This is a genomic window from Marinomonas sp. A3A, assembly GCF_018336955.1.
Lineage (GTDB): Bacteria > Pseudomonadota > Gammaproteobacteria > Pseudomonadales > Marinomonadaceae > Marinomonas > Marinomonas lutimaris.
Genome location: NZ_CP025532.1, coordinates 1113792 through 1132925, shown reverse-complemented (window position 1 = coordinate 1132925; position 19134 = coordinate 1113792). Strand labels below are relative to the sequence as shown.

Below are 19134 nucleotides of genomic sequence, written 5' to 3'. Positions count from 1 at the left end.
CTGTCATACACTCTAATTAGAGTATGGATAAAGACAGTGAGGTTTAGCTTGCTACAAAGCCATAATCAAAAGAGTTCAATTTTCCACCCATCCTTGGCGGATACAATATCTAGCCAACCGCTTTCTATAGTATTTCACTTTCTCTCATTAAAAGCTCAGCTCCCCCCAAAGACACTAAGTACTTATTTGTTTTGTTCGTTTATTCGCTCTTCAAAAGAAAACTTCATGTTCATTGCCGGAGTAATACTCTATGGAAAAAATCTACGTTCTTGATACCAATGTTTTATTGCACGATCCATTGGCAATTTATGCGTTTGCCGAGCACAAAGTCGTTATTCCTATGACCGTCCTCGAAGAATTGGACGTTATTAAAGACAGAAGAGAAAAAGATGTGAGTCGCGAAGCTCGGGTTGCCATTAACACCATTGATAAAATAGTAGGCGATGCTTCACCTAGAGAACTACAAGCAGGAGTGCCAATCAGAATCGTGAGCAACGATGTGGATAAAGACCAGAATAAGCGAAGCGAAGGCTCTTTAGCCATTTACCCAGACCAACAAATCACTCTTACCGACAATGTTCCTTTCTTAAACGGCAACCACGACCACGCCAACGACAATCGCATCATCAATGTTGGCCTAAGCCTACAGGCAACCCACCCACGCTCTTCTGTTTGCCTTGTAACCAAAGATATCAATATGCGCATCAAAGCCAAAGGCTCTGGGTTAGAGCGCGTGGAAGACTACAGAAAAGATAAAGTTCTTGATGATCTAGACTTAATGAGCAAAGGCTATATTCAGTTTAGCGGTAGCTTTTGGTCTACTATAGAAAGTGTTAAAACTGAAGCGCATGGCCGCCACACAGTACATGTCATAGACAAAAGGCACTTACCCAACATCTATTTCAATATGTTTGTGATTGATGATGAAGACTTTATTGGATTTGTGGTCAATCTGGATCAGGAACACGTTTTTTTACTCGATATAAACAAACAGCACCTGATGAACCAAAACTTCTGGGGTATATTGCCACGCAACCTAGAGCAAGCCATGGCGTTTTATTTATTACGCCATGACAACTCAGACCTCATGGTAATGACAGGCCCAGCAGGCTCTGGTAAGACACTATTAGCCTTAGCCTATGGACTACAAGTCACCATGGAGGAAAAACGCTTTAATAAGATCATTGTTGCCAGATCAACACCACCAATGGCAGAAGACATTGGCTTCTTGCCAGGTACGGAAGAAGAGAAAATGGCGCCTTGGCTGGCAGCCTTCGATGATAACTTAGAAATTCTACACGGCGCTGACGAGCACTCTTTTAGCAGCATCGATTACGTAAAGCAAAAAGCCAACATTCAGTTCAAGTCTTTGAACTTTATGCGCGGCCGATCTTTTAATAATGCGCTAATTATCATTGATGAGGCGCAAGGATTAACGCAGTTTCAGCTAAAGTCTATCGTGACTCGAGTAGGCAGCAACTCAAAAATCATCGTACTTGGCAACTTGGCACAAATCGATAACAAGTACATCACCCCACTTACATCAGGCCTAACCTACTTAGTCGAAAAAACGAAATCCTTTAAATACGCCAGTATCATGCATGTCAATGGCATAGAACGAAGCCGACTCGCTGAGTTTGCCGAAGAAAATCTATAACAATACCGACAGCGAAAAACAAAAAAGGGAAGAGCATATGCTCTTCCCTTTTTTAATTATATAAATCAATAACACTAAATCTATTTACTATTTACTGCTTATTACTGAGCGACAGATTTCGCCAACTCAGTAATTTCATCCCATTTACCAGCACGAACCAAATCGGTTGGAACAATCCAAGAACCACCAACACAAAGCACGTTAGGCAGCGCCAAATACTCACGGAAGTTATCAGCACCAATGCCGCCAGTTGGACAGAATTTAATTTGAGGCAATGGTCCGCCAAATGCTTTTAGTGCCTTAACACCACCATTCACTTCTGCTGGGAAAAACTTGAAACGGTCATAGCCGTATTCCATCCCCAGTAAAATATCAGAAATGGTCGCGACAGCAGGCAAGTAAGGAACATCATACTCTTTACCTACAGCCAATAGATCAGCCGTCATTCCAGGGCTGATAATAAACTGTGATCCAGCTTCAATCGCCTGAATGTATTGCGCACGTGAACATACGGTTCCCGCGCCAACAATCGCATCAGGCACTTCCTTGCGAAGTGCAGTAATTGCCTCCAAGGCAGCTGGTGTACGTAAAGTAACCTCTAAAACAGGCACTCCGCCAGCAACAAGTGCTTTACCAAGCGCTACAGCTTGAGCAACATCATCAACAACAATAACAGGCACAACAGGCGTAGCTGTCATAACTTGTTCAGCAGTATAAGAGGTGGTCATTATTATTTTCCTTTTTTTAAAAGCTTCTTTGTTTTAGGGCTAGTAATCGTGCCAATTACGGCCGTCTTTAATTGGCAATGCCATAGACGCTGCAGGACCCCATGAACCAGAAGCATATTCTTTTGGACGCTCACTAGTTTGATTCCAAGCAGACATAATTCCATCCACCCATTTCCAAGCCGCCTCAACTTCATCGTAACGCATAAACAAAGTTGCGTCGTTGCGCATCACATCAAGCAATAATCGCTCATAAGCTTCTGGGCTACGCTTATCATTAAATGCTTCAGTCAGACTCAAGTTCAAATCAACTGGCTGAAGAACCATGCCTTCGCTCACGCCTGGAACCTTATTCATTACAGTTAAAGAGATTTTCTCTTCTGGCTGAAGACGAATAATCAACTGGTTACGCTGAAGTTGGCGATTACTCTCATCACTAAAGATACTGTGCGGAACAGCCTTATATTGAATAACAATCTCAGAATAACGCTGACCAAGACGTTTACCCGTTCTCAGGTAAAACGGCACACCAGCCCAACGCCAGTTATCAATATCAGCTCGCAAAGCAACAAAGGTCTCAGTTCTTGAATTCGGGTTACTACCCTCTTCATCAAAGTAACCTTGAACATCCTTACCTTTGATCATGCCTTTGGCATATTGACCACGCACGGTTTTGGTATAAGCATTTGCTCCAGCAATTGGACGCAGTGCTTTTAAAACTTTGATTTTTTCATCACGTACAGAGTCCGCATCCATTCGACCCGGAGGCTCCATCGCAACTAAGCATAAAAGCTGGATCAAATGGTTTTGCACCATGTCACGCATTGCACCGGCTTTATCGTAATAACCCCAACGACCTTCTACACCAACCGTTTCTGACACAGTAATCTGCACGTTATCAATGTGCGCACTGTCCCATAAAGGTTCAAATAGTGTGTTACCAAAGCGAATCGCCAACAGGTTTTGTACAGTTTCTTTTCCAAGGTAGTGATCTATACGAAAAGCTTGCTGCTCATTAAAGTTCTTCATTACTTCATCGTTAATCGCACGGGATGAAGCTAGATCTCGACCAAGTGGCTTCTCTAACACAACACGCATGCGATCAGCATTTAAACCGTGTGCTGCCAATGACGAACAGATAGAACCAAATAGATCTGGAGAAGTTGCTAGGTAAAATACAACGTCACGGTCATCGCCACCGACCTGGTGATCATTCAATCGAGAAAAATCAGACTCTTCCTGCGCATCAACAGAAACATAGCTCAAACGCTCTTTAAAGCGGGGCCATGTTTTTTCATCACCAATACTTGAAGGTACAAATTCATCAAGCGCAGCTCGAATCTTTGTCTGATACTCTTCAGTGCTTACTTCTCGTCTTGAAGCTCCAATGATACGCGTCGTCGGAGCAAGCAAACCATCCATATCCAAATGGAACAAAGCAGGAAGCAACTTGCGCATAGCAAGATCACCACCACCACCAAAAATTACAACATCACAGGCTTTTAAACTGGCCTTCATTATCTCTTCTCCAACTAATCTAGGCTTTCGACACAAGATGGGACGCATAACATGCACAGCCCATCAGCCCTGGGTATTCAGACATCACAACAAAAGTCGGAATAGGGGAAACAAATTCTTTCATACGACCTTTGTCTTGCATCGCGTCACGGAAACCACTTTCAAGAATTGCATTTAAATAACGAGGAACAATACCACCGGCAATATATACACCGCCGCGAGATTCAACTGACAGCACAAGATCGCCAATCACTCGCCCCAAAAACACAAAGAACTGCTCTAAAGTAGCAGTTGCTATAGGGTCATTACCAAGCTTTAATGCTTCGCCAATTTCAGGCGCTGTTAAGCGCTTTTCAATCCCGTCGCGCAATGCCAAGGCTTCGTATATATTTTCGAGTCCCATTCCTGATAAAACACGCTCTGCTGAAACTCGCTTATGACGGGTACGTAGGAATTTTAAAATATCATCTTCGACTTCGTTACATGCAGACAAGTCAACGTGCCCACCTTCTCCAGGCAACACAATATTAGGACCATTATCTTGAGGAACAACACAGGATATTCCCAAACCAGTTCCAGCTCCAACCACCCAACAAGCCCCTTTTGGATCTACTGTTGAGTTTTCACCAATGACAACCAGGTCCTTGGGTTCAAGGATTTCCAAACAATGACCAACCGCATCAAAATCGTTCAATAAGGCCACCGCTTTATCATCGCCAAAATAGGCCTGAACTTCTGCACGGGTAAATTGCCATGGATTGTTAGAAAAGCGTATTACAGGTTGGTTTACAGGCCCTGCAATCGCCAAAACAATAGCGTCTATTTTATCCATGCTAATACTACAGTTTTCTACATAGTCTGCTGCAGCATCAAAAAAACTATCGTAATTTTCACAAGGAAGCACTCTAACTTCTAGAGGCTCGTATTGATGGATAGGAACCAAGGCAAAACGCGCATTAGTTCCACCAAGATCGGCGATTAAAGCATGGGACATAAACGAACCCTATTTAATTTTTTTGAAATTTTACAACAAAATTGAGGTGAAAAATACCGCGACCTTGAAAAAATAAGCGTAATATTGTAATAAAATTACAACATTATCTGAGTCTATTTAAAAACTTAAAGACTTTTGTTGGCACCAATCTTTTACGGTTATTTTTATAATCATAGAGGCGCTCATCTGCTACTTTCAGCAAATGCTTATAGTTACTTGGCATGTCAGACATGACACTGGCACCACCGTAACTAATAGTAATAGGTACAAGATTAGATTTATACCTTAATGGGTTAGATTGCAGGTATTCTTGAATAGATTCCGCTACTAAAATAGCTTGATCATAGCTTTTCCCTGGCATGACAAACACAAATTCATCACCAGCAAAACGAAATGCCAGCCCTTGCTTATGAACGTATTTTAGCAAACGCTTAGCGATATACTCCAATACTTCATCACCACAATTATGGCCCAATGTATCATTGATCGATTTAAAGGCATCACAATCAATGAATACGACCGTTAAATCACGTTCCTGCATCTTAGACCGAGCAAACTCACGATCTAGCATTAACTCTAGCTGTCGGCGATTTAGTAAGCCCGTTAAAGGATCGCGCGTCGCCAAATATTCTAGTTTTTCCCTTGCCGTCACATTACTCAAGCAAATAGAAATCTTAATCGCCAACTGATCGAGCAAAAAAGTGTCTTTGGTGGTGGCATCATAGCGAGAACTATCTGAATCAGCTTGGCAAAACAACCCAACCAACTCACCATCAATAGTTAATGGTGAGATAGCAACAGAAGAAATAATATCCCGATACACAGGAGGAATGATCTCCCAGCAACGACTGAGATTGGTATTAATCAAAATCGTTTTATTACTGGATTTGATGATATCAATCATTGAACGACGTCTTGAAAAAAGCACTCGATCACGTAGATCAGGCATTTTTTCTAGACTTTCTATCAGATGAGACAAAGGCGCTTCATTAATTAAGTTTACCCAAACATAGGGCACACTAAATTGCTTTTGCACTTCTTTGGTTAACGTAGAAACAAACTGATCACAACGGCCAATCGAAAGGATACAGCGCTCGATCTCAAAAAACTTGCGCGCGATCTCTTCATTGCGTCTAACATTGTCGATCAGTTCGTTAATATCATGCATGCACTATGCCCTACCGCACTGATGTTAAGCGGCTCACTTTTCTAAATAAAAGCAGAAGATTCTAAAAATATAATTGATCTGTAATGCATTATAGTACGATGCTTAAACACTTTGGGCTATACATTGAATAAAAATTGATAGCCTTATCTACAAAAAATCACAATTAGAAAGTGCTCATATCGTACTGTAAGGAAAAATAGTTATATCCCACTCACAAAAACCTTCGATAAAAAGCATTTTTTAATTAATTCCCTGTTTTCTTTAAGAAAAATCACTCTGTGCCGATAGCGTTATCGTAGATAATTTAATAGGCTCATAAATGAACATAAGAGAAATTGTTGAAACACAGGTAACCCAAAGCAGTAAAGCGGGCAAACCGGTTTCTGGCAGTGCTCATTTTGCCTTATTAATGAGTTTATTTAATCAACCCGGCCCATCAATCATTGATACACCAGATGAATTAAGTCGCCATAAACCTCACGCAATTACACGGCCAATACAGTTTTCGCACAGCATTGGAGAAAATCCAATTGCAAACATAGCCTTGCTAAAAGCATTGAGCTTCGAACCTTTGGCAGAAGGACCCGCCTACCAATACGATGCGGTTGAAAGTTTAGAGCAACAAATAAATACTCATATCTAACGATTTCTTTGCTATAACTCACCACCAATAGAAACCGAACATTTAGTCAATAAAGCGCTCCACTGCCGAGCATGATTTTGAGAAGCCCACTGATAACGCTGCCAAACACTATCCGATTCCTTCAAAGAAAATTGATCCGAAAAATCATGCATATCTCGACTTAGTGGCTCACTGACCGAGAACAGTCGATTCAAAAGCGGTAAAACCTGATAAGCACCTCGATTAATTCTCCCCATATAAGGTTGAATAACCTTTACGTAATGCACCTCAAACTGTTGTTTAAGGTAAACCATTGGAGCACCACAAATATCGTCATCTAATGTTTTTATCTCACTAGCAACTAAATCCAAATAACTCGAGACCCTAACTAGGGAATACAGCAATCGGCCAGCATACTCACTATCCATCAATATTTTTAGATCACCTTCAAACACATTAGCATCTACAAGTGGAAGGTCTTCGAGATTTTCGCCAACAACAACTAATCGATTTAAAGCATTTAATAACTCTTGTTGCTCTGCAGTAGAATAGTTAAGAGGTAAAAAACCATTAGACAAACTAAAAAAAACACCACTTTCTGCGCCATTAAAAAGCGCATTACCAAATGCCATCGGTAACTCACGGCGCTTCTGCTGGGCTATCAGATGCAATTCTTTAGACAAGGATTCATTTTTGATATCGCATGATTCAATGGCTCGAATAATATCCAACTCATATAAAAATCGTTGACTATCAGGCATGACCTTGCCAAGAATACTATTTTTTCTGCCCGCCACAATACCAACATCACATTGCTGCAAAGACAAAAAATCCAATAAACCAATATCAAACTGAGTCAAACTTTGTTGACGATGACGTGATGACGGTAAGCTAGCTGGCATCACGATTGCAGGAGAAGAAACAGACATAAACTGCGAGCGATTTAAATCAGCAACATATTGAGATAAAACGTCTTCGGCTTGAAAGCGCGTGTCACAACCACTCATTCCAGCGAGTATAATGCAGCTTAACAGAATCATTGAAAGAAAGGGTTTTATTGACATGAACAAGCTACTCATTCAAAAACGAGAAGAAATATCAGAAACGCGCGTTGCAAAAATGGTCTTTCCAGCAACAACAAATCATTACGACACATTATTCGGTGGTATCGCCTTACAGTGGATGGACGAAGTAGCCTATATCGCAGCAACTCGCTTCGCCAGAAAAACCATGGTAACCATTTCAACTGAGCAAGTAGATTTTAAGCAACCTATCCCTTCAGGTATTTTAGTTGAGTTAATTGCTCGTGTCGTTCACGTGGGCAGAACATCATTGAAAGTAGAAGTATCGATTTTTCTAGAACAGTTGGACAGTGATAAACGCACAAAAGCAGTAACTGGACACTTCAACTTTGTCGCAGTAGATAGCAATAAAAAGCCCACTCCGATTTTTGATGAAGAGACAAATATTTAGAGCAAAATAATGATGAGTAGTGCTTAAACTTAAGCACTACTCATCATTATGGCTTATTTAATTAGCGTGACGTTTGGCGATTTCTTCTGCCAATTCATCAAAACTTTTTTCAGATTCTAATTTTTGATACAAAGCTTGTTCATTTTTCATAGAAGTACGCAAAATATCTTGTGCTACTTTTCCAGCTTGATCAGGATCTAAACCAACCAAAACAACCAAACCGCCACTAGGCGTTGGCATCTGACGCACAACTTTAGAGCCAATCAACTTTTGCTCTGTTACTTGCTTAGTCACTACGCTGTTTACGCGATCTACTGTTTCCGCATCACCAGCACCCGTTGTTTCAACATACTGCTTCACCATGTTTTGTAGATCAAGACTTAGCACTTGAGCCAATTCAACACGTGCAGCAGTCGCCGCCATTTGCTTCATGTAGTTAGGGCCAGCAGCTGATTTTTCGCTATAACCTACCGCAGACAAAGCAACACCTTCAACTGGCGCGCCACACACCCAAGCAGGAGCAGCTTGGTTCGAGCCATCAGCAAATACACAATCAGGAATCGCCTCAACAGGCGTGTTCAAAGCATCTTTACTACATGCGGCCAATACAAGGCTAGCTGCCAATAAACCCACGAATCTCAACGTCATCATCTTTTCCTTTATATAAGAGACTGAATTACCAAGAGGTAAACAGTGTCGGAAATACAACCAAAACATAAATTCAATACTGTTATTTTAGTCTATTACATACATTAAAAACAAAAAAAGGCGCTATAAATAGCGCCCTTTTACATCAATTTACACTAATAATTATTCAGTATAAGCTGCTTTTTCTTCTTCAGTCACATCTTTCATAGAAAGCTTGATACGACCACGAGCATCAACATCTAATACTTTAACGATAACTTCTTGGCCTTCAGAAAGGAAGTCGGTTACCGCACGAATACGCTCTTCAGCGATTTGAGAGATGTGAACCAAACCATCTTTACCAGGTAAGATATTTACGAATGCACCAAACTCAGCCAGACGAACCACTTTACCTTTGTAAAGTTTATCTACTTCAGCTTCAGCAGTGATTTCATGAATCTTAAGCAAGGCTGCATCAGAAGATGCTTTATCAGCAGCGTAAATACGAACAGTACCGTCGTCATCTAGATCGATAGACGCACCAGTTTGCTCAGTGATAGAACGAATTGTAGCGCCACCTTTACCGATAACGTCACGAATTTTCTCTGGATCAATTTTGATCGTCGCCATAGAAGGCGCGTTTGGAGAAACTTCTGGACGAGCGTAACCAATAACTTTCGCCATTTCACGAAGGATATGCGTACGAGCTTCAAGCGCTTGGCTCAAGGCGATGTCCATAATTTCTTCGTTGATACCTTCGATTTTAATGTCCATTTGAAGCGCAGTGATACCTTCTGCTGTACCCGCTACTTTAAAGTCCATATCGCCAAGATGATCTTCATCACCCAAGATATCAGTCAATACAGCAAAGCCGTCGTCTTCTTTGATAAGACCCATTGCGATACCCGCAACTGGTGCTTTAAGAGGAACACCAGCGTCCATCATAGATAAAGATGCACCACATACAGATGCCATAGAGCTTGAACCATTAGATTCAGTGATCTCTGACACGATACGAATTGTGTACGGGAATTCATCTTCAGAAGGTAATACAGCTTGAACACCACGACGAGCTAAACGACCGTGACCAATCTCACGACGACCAACCCCCCCCATACGACCACACTCACCTACAGAGTAAGGAGGGAAGTTATAATGAAGCATGAAGCTGTCTTTGCTTTCGCCCGTCAAACCATCAGTCATTTGTGAGTCACGGCTAGTACCTAGAGTACAAGTTGCAATCGCCTGAGTCTCACCACGTGTAAACAAAGCAGAACCATGAGTTTTGCTTAGCAAACCCACTTCTACGTCAATTGGACGAACAGTTTTGTTGTCACGACCATCAATACGAGGTTTGCCATCGATAACACGACGACGAACAATGCGTTTTTCAAGTTTAGAGAAAGCACCAGTCACATCAGCTTCTGAGAACTCGCCTTCTTCAGTAACCAGTGCAGCAACTGCAGCATCACGAACAACACCTAGCTGAGCGTAACGAGCCATTTTTTCACTGATTCCGTATGCTTCTTCGATTTGAGCTGCATAACCAGACTGAAGTGCATCAGTCAAAGAAACGTTTGCCGCATCAGCAACCCAATCCCAACGAGGCTTAGCACACTCCGCTGCAAATTCAGTAATAGCAGAAATAGCCGCTTGCATTTCTTTATGGGCGTAAAGTACAGCACCTAGCATTTCGTCTTCTGTAAGCTCTTGCGCTTCAGACTCAACCATCAATACTGCGTCTTTCGTACCCGCTACAACCATGTCTAGCAAAGAACCATCTAGATCAGAATAGCTTGGGTTAAGAACGTAACCAGACTCGTCGTTAAAACCAACACGAGCTGCACCGATAGGACCATTGAATGGGATACCTGAAATAGTCAATGCTGCAGATGTTGCTAACATAGCCGCAATATCAGCGTCTAAATTAGTGTTAGTAGACATTACTGTACAAACAACCTGAACTTCGTTCATGAATCCCTTAGGGAACAATGGACGAATTGGACGGTCGATCAAACGAGAAGTTAACGTTTCTTTTTCAGAAGGACGGCCTTCACGTTTTAGGAAACCACCTGGAATTTTACCAACAGCATAAGCACGCTCTTGATAATGAACAGATAATGGGAAGAAGTCTTGACCAGGTTTCGCTGATTTAGCACCTACAACAGTAGCAAGTACTTGTGCATCACCAATTGTACAAAGAACAGCACCTGTTGCTTGACGAGCAATGCGGCCTGTTTCTAGCGTTACGGTATCGTTACCGAACTGAAAAGTTTTAGTAGTAATACTCACACGTATTCCTTTTATTAAAAAAAATTCTTCTCCCAAAGACCTCTTTTTAAGCCAGTACTCATATGGACTCTTTTACTTTTTCATCAAAGAAAAGAAAAGTGCATATGAAGTACAGGCTGTCCCTTGGGAGACCAATAAAAAAAGGGCCATAATAATTTATGGCCCTTTCTCAGTCTTAGCGACGCAGACCTAGTTTTTTGATCAAACTAGTGTAACGAGCTGCATCTTTACGCTTAAGGTAATCCAACAACTTACGACGCTGGTTTACCATACGGATTAGACCGCGACGAGAATGATGGTCGTGGATATGAGCTTTAAAGTGACCTTGAAGACCTTCGATGTTCTTAGTCAACAATGCTACTTGAACTTCAGGAGAACCAGTGTCGCCTTCCGCTACTTGAAACTCTTTTACCAACGCTGCTTTTGATTCTGCAGACAATGCCATAATCTTAATCTCCAAATTAATATGCTATTAAAAGTAAAGGATAGCCGAGCATATTTTCAGTCATCCTAAGTTTGCAAGTTTAACACTCTTTTTAGCAGAACTCACTGCTATTTATAAAGAGAACTCGCTAGTATTTACCAATCGATAAGGACGAATAAACGCACCTTTAATTTGCCCAAGACCTAAGAACCGCTGCGATCCCTGATCATACATTCTCACCACCTCCTCATGATCTAATGAAGCAGGACTCGGAATGGTTCGACCAAACATCATGTCCAGTGTATCCACCTCAGGTAAATCGACTCTAGTGAAGTACTCTACAGCGGTATCCATCGAAATTAGATGAGAATCTAATGCCTCATATCCTTGCTCTGCTATCGCTTCGAACTGCTCTAGTGTCATCATATTTTCAGGCAAATAACCTGCTGTCGAAATACGATGCAAAGAATGAAGATGCGCACCACAGCCTAACGCCTCTCCAATATCCTCACCAATGGTTCGAATATAAGTACCTTTGGAACACTGAATATCAAGAGTCAGTGTATCTTCGGTTCTCGAAACAAGAGTTAGATTTGAAATAGTAACGCGACGGCGTTTCCTCTCTATAACAATGCCCTGACGAGCATATTCATACAAAGGTTTACCTTCGTGTTTTAACGCAGAATACATAGGCGGAATTTGCTCAATCTCACCACGAAAACCATTTAGAATTTCTTCAAGAGACTCATCGGTTAAAGCAGGAACGGAATCCTCCGTCAAAACCTCACCTTCCCGATCCCCTGTGGTGGTTCTTTTCCCTAATTGAATGCAGGTTAAATAACGCTTGTCTGCATCCAGTAAGTATTGGGAAAATTTCGTCGCTTCCCCTAAACACAATGGCAACATACCTGTTGCCAAAGGATCAAGCGCGCCAGTATGACCCGCTTTCGCTGCCTGATATAGGCGACGTACACGCTGCAGCGCTTGATTCGAACTCAAACCTATCGGCTTGTTCAGTAGGACGATACCGTCTACTGAACGCCATTTTGCTTTAACCATACGAACTTATTACTCGTCTTCGTTACCGTTTTTTGTCTCATCATCACGAATTGCTTCGTCAATCAGAGCAGACATGCGCGAACCATTAACAACACTCTGGTCGTAGTGGAAACGCAAATGCGGCATAACACGAAGTTTTACTTCTTGTGCTAAACGACGACGCAAGAACCCTTTTGCACTATCGAGTGCAGCTTGGTTCTCAGCCAATACTTCTGGCTGATCATCTTTACCAAGTACGGTGTAATAAATATCCGCATAGCCTAAATCTTTTGCTACACGTACTTCGTTGACAGTAACCAATCCTAAACGCGGATCTTTTACTTCAAACTGGATCAAGGACGCCAGCTCCTTTTGGAGCTGGTCACCAATCCGACTAGTACGACTAAATTCGCCTGCCATGATCTTGTCCTATTAAAGCGTACGCGCTACTTCGACGGTTTCAAAAACCTCGATCTTATCGCCTACTTTGACATCGTTGTAGTTCTTCACGCCGATACCACATTCCATACCGCGACTAACGTCGTTAACGGCATCTTTGAAACGACGAAGAGACTCAAGTTCACCTTCGTAAATAACAACATCATCACGCAATACACGAATCTGCTTGTTACGGTAAACCGTACCTTCGATAACCATACAGCCGGCAATCAAGCCAAACTTAGGCGAACGGAACACATCACGTACCTCAGCTGTACCTTTGATGTCTTCACGAAGATCTGGCGACAACATGCCAGACAAGGCAGACTTAACATCATCAATGATGTTATAGATAACGCTGTAGTAGCGAAGATCGATGCTTTCGCGTTCGATAAACTGCTTAGCAGAGTTGTCAGCACGTACGTTGAAACCGAAGATAACGGCATCAGAAGCCAAAGCCAAGGTTGCATCCGTTTCGGTGATACCACCAACGCCACTAGAGACAACATTCACTTTCACTTCGTCAGTGTTCATATCAGTCAATGATTTAATCAAAGCTTCTAGAGAACCACGAACATCGGCTTTTAAAACAACATTCAAAGTACGAACTTCGTCTTTGCCCATTTCAGAGAACAAGTTCTCCAATTTAGCAGAGTGTTGACGAGCAAAGCGTACTTCACGGTATTTACCCTGACGGAAGTTAGCTACTTCACGCGCTTTACGCTCATCAGCAACAACGATGAACTCTTCACCAGCTTCTGGCGTTCCGTCAAGACCAAGAATCTCAACAGGAATAGATGGACCAGCAGAATCAATAGCCTTACCAGTTTCATCCAACAAAGCTCGAACGCGACCCATTTGAAGACCAGCCAACACGATGTCGCCCTTCTTCAAAGTACCGTTTTGCACAAGCAAGGTTGCAACAGAACCACGACCGCGATCAAGGCGAGCTTCCACAACAACACCTTTAGCTGGTGCGCTAGGAACAGCCGTCAACTCCAATACTTCAGCTTGTAAAAGAAGCGCTTCTAGCAGCTCTTCAATACCTTCGCCCGACTTAGCAGATACACCAACGAACTGGATGTCACCACCCCATTCTTCCGGCACAACTTCTTGCGCTACCAATTCGTTTTTAACACGATCGATATCAGCGCCTTCTTTATCAATCTTAGTCATGGCAACAACCATCGGCACGCCAGCAGCACGTGCGTGCTGGATTGCTTCGATTGTTTGCGGCATAACACCATCATCAGCAGCACAAACCAGGATAACAATGTCTGTTGCCTTAGCACCACGAGCACGCATAGAAGTAAACGCTGCGTGTCCAGGTGTATCCAAGAAACTGATCATGCCATGTGGCGTTTCTACATGGTACGCACCAATGTGCTGGGTAATACCACCAGACTCACCCGCAGCAACGCGAGTGGTACGAATGTAATCAAGTAGTGATGTTTTACCATGGTCAACGTGACCCATTACCGTAACTACTGGTGCGCGTTTAATTGCTTCACCTTGGTAGTCAATGGCTTCAATCATGTCATTTTCGACTGCATTCTCATCGATAAACTTAACCGTGTGACCCATTTCTTCAACAACCAAAGTCGCTGTATCACGATCAATTGTTTGGTTAATAGTCGCCATAGCGCCCATTTTAAACATGATCTTAATAACTTCAGCGCCTTTCACTGCCATTTTTTCAGCAAGGTCAGCAACAGTAATGCTTTCTGGTAATGCTACTTCGTGAATCATTTTAGCTGTAGGCTTTTGGAAACCATGTTCTTGTTTAGATGGCTTCTTATTCTTACGACCCAATTTACCACGACGAGTAAATTCATCTTCGTCATTCACATTGACGCGTGAAGTACGTTTGTTATCTGGGTTTACGCGTCCACGAGGTTTGTCTTTATCTTTGTCGTTATCATGTCTAACCGGACCTTTTTTGCCTTTAGGTGCAACAGTAGATTTTTTACTATCCATTGCTGGTTGAGACACTTTTTTCGCCGCTTTAGGCTGCTTCGGTGATTCCACGGGTTCTGCCGCTCCTGTATCGGAAACATACTGCTCCGTTTCATTGACCGCGCCAGCATCCGCTACGACGTTTTTCACCGCTGCTTCTTGACGCGCTTTTTCTTCGGCTTCAGCCTTCGCTTTGGCCGCCTTCTCTTCTTCTAACTTACGCTCTGCTTCAAGACGAGCTTTTTCTTGTGCCAAACGCTCTTGCTCTTCTGCAAGACGCTTCGCTAACTCTTCTTTCTGTTGAGCTTCTTCATCAGCATCATCACGCTTAACATAAGTACGCTTTTTCTTAACAGCAATATTGACGGCTTTTCCACCATCGCCACGAGACAAAGTGCTTGTCGTCTTACGCTGCAAGGTAATACGTTGGCTATTATCGCCTTCTTCGCCATGTTGACGCTTCAAATAATTCAATAGAGCTTGCTTTTCAACTTCAGAGACTTCTTGACTTGCACTCGTTTGAGGTAAGCCAGCGTCTTTCATCTGAGCTAGTAGCTTATCGACTGGTGTATTTACCAGCTCGGATAGTATCTTTACGGTTTGAACTGTCATTAAGTTCCCCCTTATGTACTCAGATTTTATTCAGATTCAGTAAACCAAGGTGCGCGAGCAGTCAAAATAAGACGACCTGCACGCTCTTCAGTCATACCTTCAACGTCAAGCAATTCATCAACCGATTGTTCAGCCAAATCTTCCATAGTGATCACACCCATAGAAGCAAGGACCAAAGCAAGGTGATTATCCATTCCTTCCATCGCCAATAAGTCGGCAGCAGGTTTGGCATCGTCTAATTGCTCTTCAGCCTGAAGCGCTTGATTCAGCAAGGCTTCTTTTGCACGTGAACGTAGTTCGTTTACTAAATCTTCATCAAATCCGTCGATGTCTAACATTTCTTCCATTGGGATATAAGCGACTTCTTCTAAAGAAGTAAATCCCTCATCAACCATCTGGATCGCCAAATCATCATCGATATCTAATCCATTAACAAAGATATCAATCAGCTTTTGCGACTCTTCTTGTTGCTTAGCTTCTGCATCTTCGCTGGTCATTACATTCAAAGACCAACCAGTCAAAGTGGACGCCAAACGAACATTTTGACCGTTGCGGCCAATCGCTTGCGCTAAATTATCACTCTTAACTGCTACATCCATTGAATGCGCATCTTCATCAATAACAATAGAATCTACTTCTGCAGGCGCCATTGCGTTGATCACTAGCTGAGCTGGGTTATCATCCCACAATACGATATCGACGCGCTCACCATTCATCTCGTTAGAGACAGCTTGCACGCGCGCACCGCGCATACCAACACAAGCACCGATTGGGTCAATACGGCGATCGTTTGTTTTCACAGCAATTTTGGCACGTAGACCAGGATCACGCGCTGCACCACGAATTTCGATAACTTCTTCAGAAATTTCTGGCACTTCGAGGCGGAACAATTCGATCATGAACGCTGGCGCGTTACGAGAAAGAATCAATTGCGCACCACGGCTATCATCGCGAATTTCAAGCAACAACGCACGAATACGGTCATTCATTCTGAAGCTTTCACGAGCGATCAATTGATCTTTTGGTAATGACGCTTCCGCGTTTTCACCAAGATCGATGATCAAGCTATCACGAGTCACTTTTTTCACTTGACCATGAACAAGCTTGCCAACTTTTTCTGTATACAACGCCACCATTTTAGCGCGTTCAGCTTCACGTACTTTTTGCACGATAACTTGTTTTGCTGTTTGAGCAGCAATACGACCGAACACTTCAGACTCAACTTCTTCTTCGTAAATCTCGCCAATAGGCACGCCAAGATTTTGCTCTTCAGAATCATCGATTGTTAATTCAAACGCTGGTGCAGAATAATCTTCATCTGCAACAATGTGCCATTGGCGGTAAGTTTTATAATCGCCTGTACGCTGATCAATAGAGACACGAATTAATGCGTCTTCTTCAAAACGGCGTTTGGCAGCACTAGCTAAAGCAATTTCAACGGCTTCGAAAATAACTTGTTTCGGAACATCTTTCTCGTTGGAAACGGCTTCCACTACCAAAAGAATTTCTTTGCTCATCCTTTTAGCCTCTCTTCAAGGTTAATTTTTAAAATTGTGGAACAACATTTGCCTTGTCGATCAAATCAATAGGCAATAAGTATTCTTCTTGATCTACGCGAATAACAATATCTTCGCTTTCGATCCCCATTAGTTGCCCTTTAAATTTACGACGGCCATCAAAAGGCACACGCAAACGCAAAGAAACAATAGAACCGATATAAGCCTGATATTGAGCCAAACTGAATAAAGGCCGATCTAAACCTGGTGACGATACTTCTAGGTTGTATTCCCCTGTAATTGGGTCTTCAACATCTAGAATAGAACTAACTTGACGGCTAACGCGGGCGCAATCTTCTACATCAATCCCTTTTTCATCATCCGTTTCAATATAAATACGAAGTACAGAATCCTTACCTAAAGATAAGTATTCCATCCCCCAAAACTCAAACCCTAAACCTTCAACGACTGGTCGAATAAGTTCTTCTAAAATCGTATATTTTGCTGACAATCGTTTTCTCCGAAAACCAATTTTGTAAAACGCAGAAACAAAAAACGGGCTCAAGGCCCATTTCCATTTATAAACAGTCACAGTACAGATAACAAAAAACCCCATATAGGGGTTCTCAGCACTCTGCTCAAATAAAACTGAGAGAGCATCCTTCATAAAGAAGGTCGTCAATCCTGACACTAAATACTAAGAACAAACTGGTGCGGATACCTAAACTAGGAAAACCATGAGAAGAATATCTTTTTAAAAGAACTCAAATCTCGACAAACCAGATCATTCTGCATCAATATCCCGACATCATACACAGAATACGACATCATTTCAAGATTGGTGCGGATGGGGGGACTCGAACCCCCACGAGCAAAGCTCACCACCCCCTCAAGGTGGCGCGTCTACCAATTCCGCCACATCCGCAAAACACTACACTACTAACAAAAACACTTTTAGAACAATGTAACTAAATATTATTCAGTTACAGGCAAGTCCGATGATGTTTTTTTCTTCTCACCAAGCTCAGGCAAACCCACTGTTTCATCAACCTGAGGAGCCGAAGGAACAAAATCAAGCGCACCTGAAACACTTTTTGCCTGTTCACTGGCAAAATAAGCCAGACCAAAGCTAGTCAAAAAGAAAACTAATGCAAACACTGCAGTCATTTTCCCAAAGAAACTACCACCACCTTGGCTACCAAATACAGTTTGGGACGCACCACCACCAAAAGAGGCGCCAGCGTCCGCACCTTTGCCTTGCTGCAACAAAACCAACGCGATAATAACTACCGCCGCCAGTACATGCAAAACTAAAATTAGTGCTTCCATCAATTAACCTGCTGTTTTTACAATCGCGATAAATTCTTTTGCATCAAGAGATGCACCACCAACAAGAGCACCATCTACATCAGGCATTTGAAACAAAGCCGAGCTGGTTGATGCCTTAACACTTCCACCATACAAAATCTGCACTTTTTGAGATACAGATTCTGACGATTTTGCCAAAAAGGCTCTAATAGAACTATGAACTTCTTGAGCCTGCTCCGCACTTGCAGACAAACCAGTTCCTATTGCCCATACCGGCTCATAAGCAATAACCATCTGCTCAAATGACACAATACCAACAACATCAATCACTGCTTGAAGCTGCTGCTCGCACACTTCAAGCGTCTTGCCTGACTCTCGCTCAGCCAATGTTTCACCGATACATAACATTGGAGTCAGACCAGAATCTAAAATTGCCTTTACTTTAGAAGCAACAAGCTCATTGGTTTCACCATAAAGAGAACGCCGCTCTGAATGACCAAGCAATACATACTTAACCCCAAAGTCACCCAACATTGAAGCGGACACTTCACCTGTGTAGGCGCCTTTAACTTCTTGACTCACATTCTGCGCAGCTAAAACAATACTGCTGTCAGATATTAAATCATTAACTTGTGATAAATAGGGAAAAGATGGAGCAACAACCACTTCAGAATTAGAACCTTCCATCTCAAGCAAGCCATTAATCAGTGAAACAATAGACTCTTTAGAGCCATTCATTTTCCAGTTACCAGCCACTATCTTTTGACGAATCATATTCTAACCCCT

Annotated in this window: 18 protein-coding genes and 1 tRNA gene; 3 read left to right on the top strand and 16 right to left on the bottom strand. The window is 42.4% G+C overall.

What is annotated here, in order from left to right; translation table 11 throughout:
- Positions 1 to 250: 250 nt before the first annotated feature.
- The gene (locus CYL31_RS05245; protein ID WP_212917906.1) at positions 251 to 1657 is read left to right on the top strand and encodes a PhoH family protein; all 1407 of its coding nucleotides are present in this window, start codon (positions 251 to 253) and stop codon (positions 1655 to 1657) included.
- 101 nt (positions 1658 to 1758) lie between these two features.
- On the opposite strand, the gene CYL31_RS05240 is transcribed toward CYL31_RS05245, so the two are convergent.
- The 4 genes from CYL31_RS05240 to CYL31_RS05225 form a co-directional block, all read right to left on the bottom strand.
- A complete protein-coding gene (locus CYL31_RS05240; protein WP_212917905.1) occupies positions 1759 to 2385 on the bottom strand; it encodes a bifunctional 4-hydroxy-2-oxoglutarate aldolase/2-dehydro-3-deoxy-phosphogluconate aldolase in 627 nt (208 codons plus the stop codon).
- A gap of 39 nt (positions 2386 to 2424) precedes the next feature.
- Positions 2425 to 3900, bottom strand: a complete 1476-nt coding sequence (zwf, locus tag CYL31_RS05235) for a glucose-6-phosphate dehydrogenase (protein WP_212917904.1) — start codon at positions 3898 to 3900, stop codon at positions 2425 to 2427.
- A 19-nt stretch (positions 3901 to 3919) separates the two neighbouring features.
- Positions 3920 to 4894, bottom strand: coding sequence for a glucokinase (glk, locus tag CYL31_RS05230; RefSeq protein ID WP_212917903.1), 975 nt, complete (start codon positions 4892 to 4894; stop codon positions 3920 to 3922).
- 103 nt (positions 4895 to 4997) lie between these two features.
- On the bottom strand, positions 4998 to 6062 hold the full coding sequence (locus CYL31_RS05225; protein ID WP_212917902.1) for a GGDEF domain-containing protein: 1065 nt from the start codon (positions 6060 to 6062) through the stop codon (positions 4998 to 5000).
- Between the two features lie 319 nt (positions 6063 to 6381).
- Between CYL31_RS05225 and CYL31_RS05220 the strand changes: the two genes are divergently transcribed.
- Positions 6382 to 6705, top strand: a complete 324-nt coding sequence (locus tag CYL31_RS05220) for a hypothetical protein (protein WP_212917901.1) — start codon at positions 6382 to 6384, stop codon at positions 6703 to 6705.
- An 11-nt stretch (positions 6706 to 6716) separates the two neighbouring features.
- Here CYL31_RS05220 and CYL31_RS05215 read toward each other — a convergent pair whose 3' ends face one another.
- Positions 6717 to 7748 carry a DUF3080 family protein gene (locus CYL31_RS05215; RefSeq protein ID WP_249411701.1) on the bottom strand — a complete coding sequence of 344 codons (1032 nt, stop codon included), beginning with the start codon at positions 7746 to 7748 and terminating at the stop codon, positions 6717 to 6719.
- Here CYL31_RS05215 and CYL31_RS05210 point away from each other — a divergent pair.
- Positions 7747 to 8157 carry an acyl-CoA thioesterase gene (locus CYL31_RS05210; protein ID WP_212917900.1) on the top strand — a complete coding sequence of 137 codons (411 nt, stop codon included), beginning with the start codon at positions 7747 to 7749 and terminating at the stop codon, positions 8155 to 8157. The genes CYL31_RS05215 and CYL31_RS05210 overlap by 2 nt on opposite strands.
- Positions 8158 to 8214: 57 nt before the next feature.
- On the opposite strand, the gene CYL31_RS05205 is transcribed toward CYL31_RS05210, so the two are convergent.
- The 11 genes from CYL31_RS05205 to tpiA form a co-directional block, all read right to left on the bottom strand.
- Positions 8215 to 8805 (bottom strand): LPP20 family lipoprotein, encoded by a 591-nt coding sequence (locus tag CYL31_RS05205; protein WP_212917899.1) that lies wholly within the window; start codon positions 8803 to 8805, stop codon positions 8215 to 8217.
- Positions 8806 to 8967: 162 nt separating this feature from the next.
- Positions 8968 to 11076, bottom strand: coding sequence for a polyribonucleotide nucleotidyltransferase (gene pnp, locus CYL31_RS05200; RefSeq protein ID WP_212917898.1), 2109 nt, complete (start codon positions 11074 to 11076; stop codon positions 8968 to 8970).
- Positions 11077 to 11251: 175 nt separating this feature from the next.
- Entirely contained in the window at positions 11252 to 11521 is a 270-nt protein-coding gene (gene rpsO, locus CYL31_RS05195) for a 30S ribosomal protein S15 (protein ID WP_012068748.1), read from the bottom strand.
- Between the two features lie 111 nt (positions 11522 to 11632).
- On the bottom strand, positions 11633 to 12559 hold the full coding sequence (truB, locus tag CYL31_RS05190; RefSeq protein WP_212917897.1) for a tRNA pseudouridine(55) synthase TruB: 927 nt from the start codon (positions 12557 to 12559) through the stop codon (positions 11633 to 11635).
- Positions 12560 to 12568: 9 nt separating this feature from the next.
- Positions 12569 to 12958: a 30S ribosome-binding factor RbfA gene (rbfA, locus tag CYL31_RS05185; RefSeq protein ID WP_012068746.1), complete on the bottom strand. Its 390-nt coding sequence runs from the start codon at positions 12956 to 12958 to the stop codon at positions 12569 to 12571.
- Between the two features lie 12 nt (positions 12959 to 12970).
- Entirely contained in the window at positions 12971 to 15544 is a 2574-nt protein-coding gene (gene infB / locus CYL31_RS05180; RefSeq protein WP_212917896.1) for a translation initiation factor IF-2, read from the bottom strand.
- A 26-nt stretch (positions 15545 to 15570) separates the two neighbouring features.
- The gene (gene nusA, locus CYL31_RS05175) at positions 15571 to 17061 is read right to left on the bottom strand and encodes a transcription termination factor NusA (protein ID WP_212917895.1); all 1491 of its coding nucleotides are present in this window, start codon (positions 17059 to 17061) and stop codon (positions 15571 to 15573) included.
- Positions 17062 to 17089: 28 nt separating this feature from the next.
- Entirely contained in the window at positions 17090 to 17551 is a 462-nt protein-coding gene (rimP, locus tag CYL31_RS05170; protein ID WP_113916650.1) for a ribosome maturation factor RimP, read from the bottom strand.
- Positions 17552 to 17879: 328 nt separating this feature from the next.
- Positions 17880 to 17965, bottom strand: a tRNA-Leu gene (locus CYL31_RS05165).
- A gap of 50 nt (positions 17966 to 18015) precedes the next feature.
- Positions 18016 to 18369, bottom strand: coding sequence for a preprotein translocase subunit SecG (gene secG, locus CYL31_RS05160; protein WP_212917894.1), 354 nt, complete (start codon positions 18367 to 18369; stop codon positions 18016 to 18018).
- Between the two features lie 3 nt (positions 18370 to 18372).
- Positions 18373 to 19122 (bottom strand): triose-phosphate isomerase, encoded by a 750-nt coding sequence (gene tpiA, locus CYL31_RS05155; protein WP_212917893.1) that lies wholly within the window; start codon positions 19120 to 19122, stop codon positions 18373 to 18375.
- Positions 19123 to 19134: the final 12 nt, after the last annotated feature.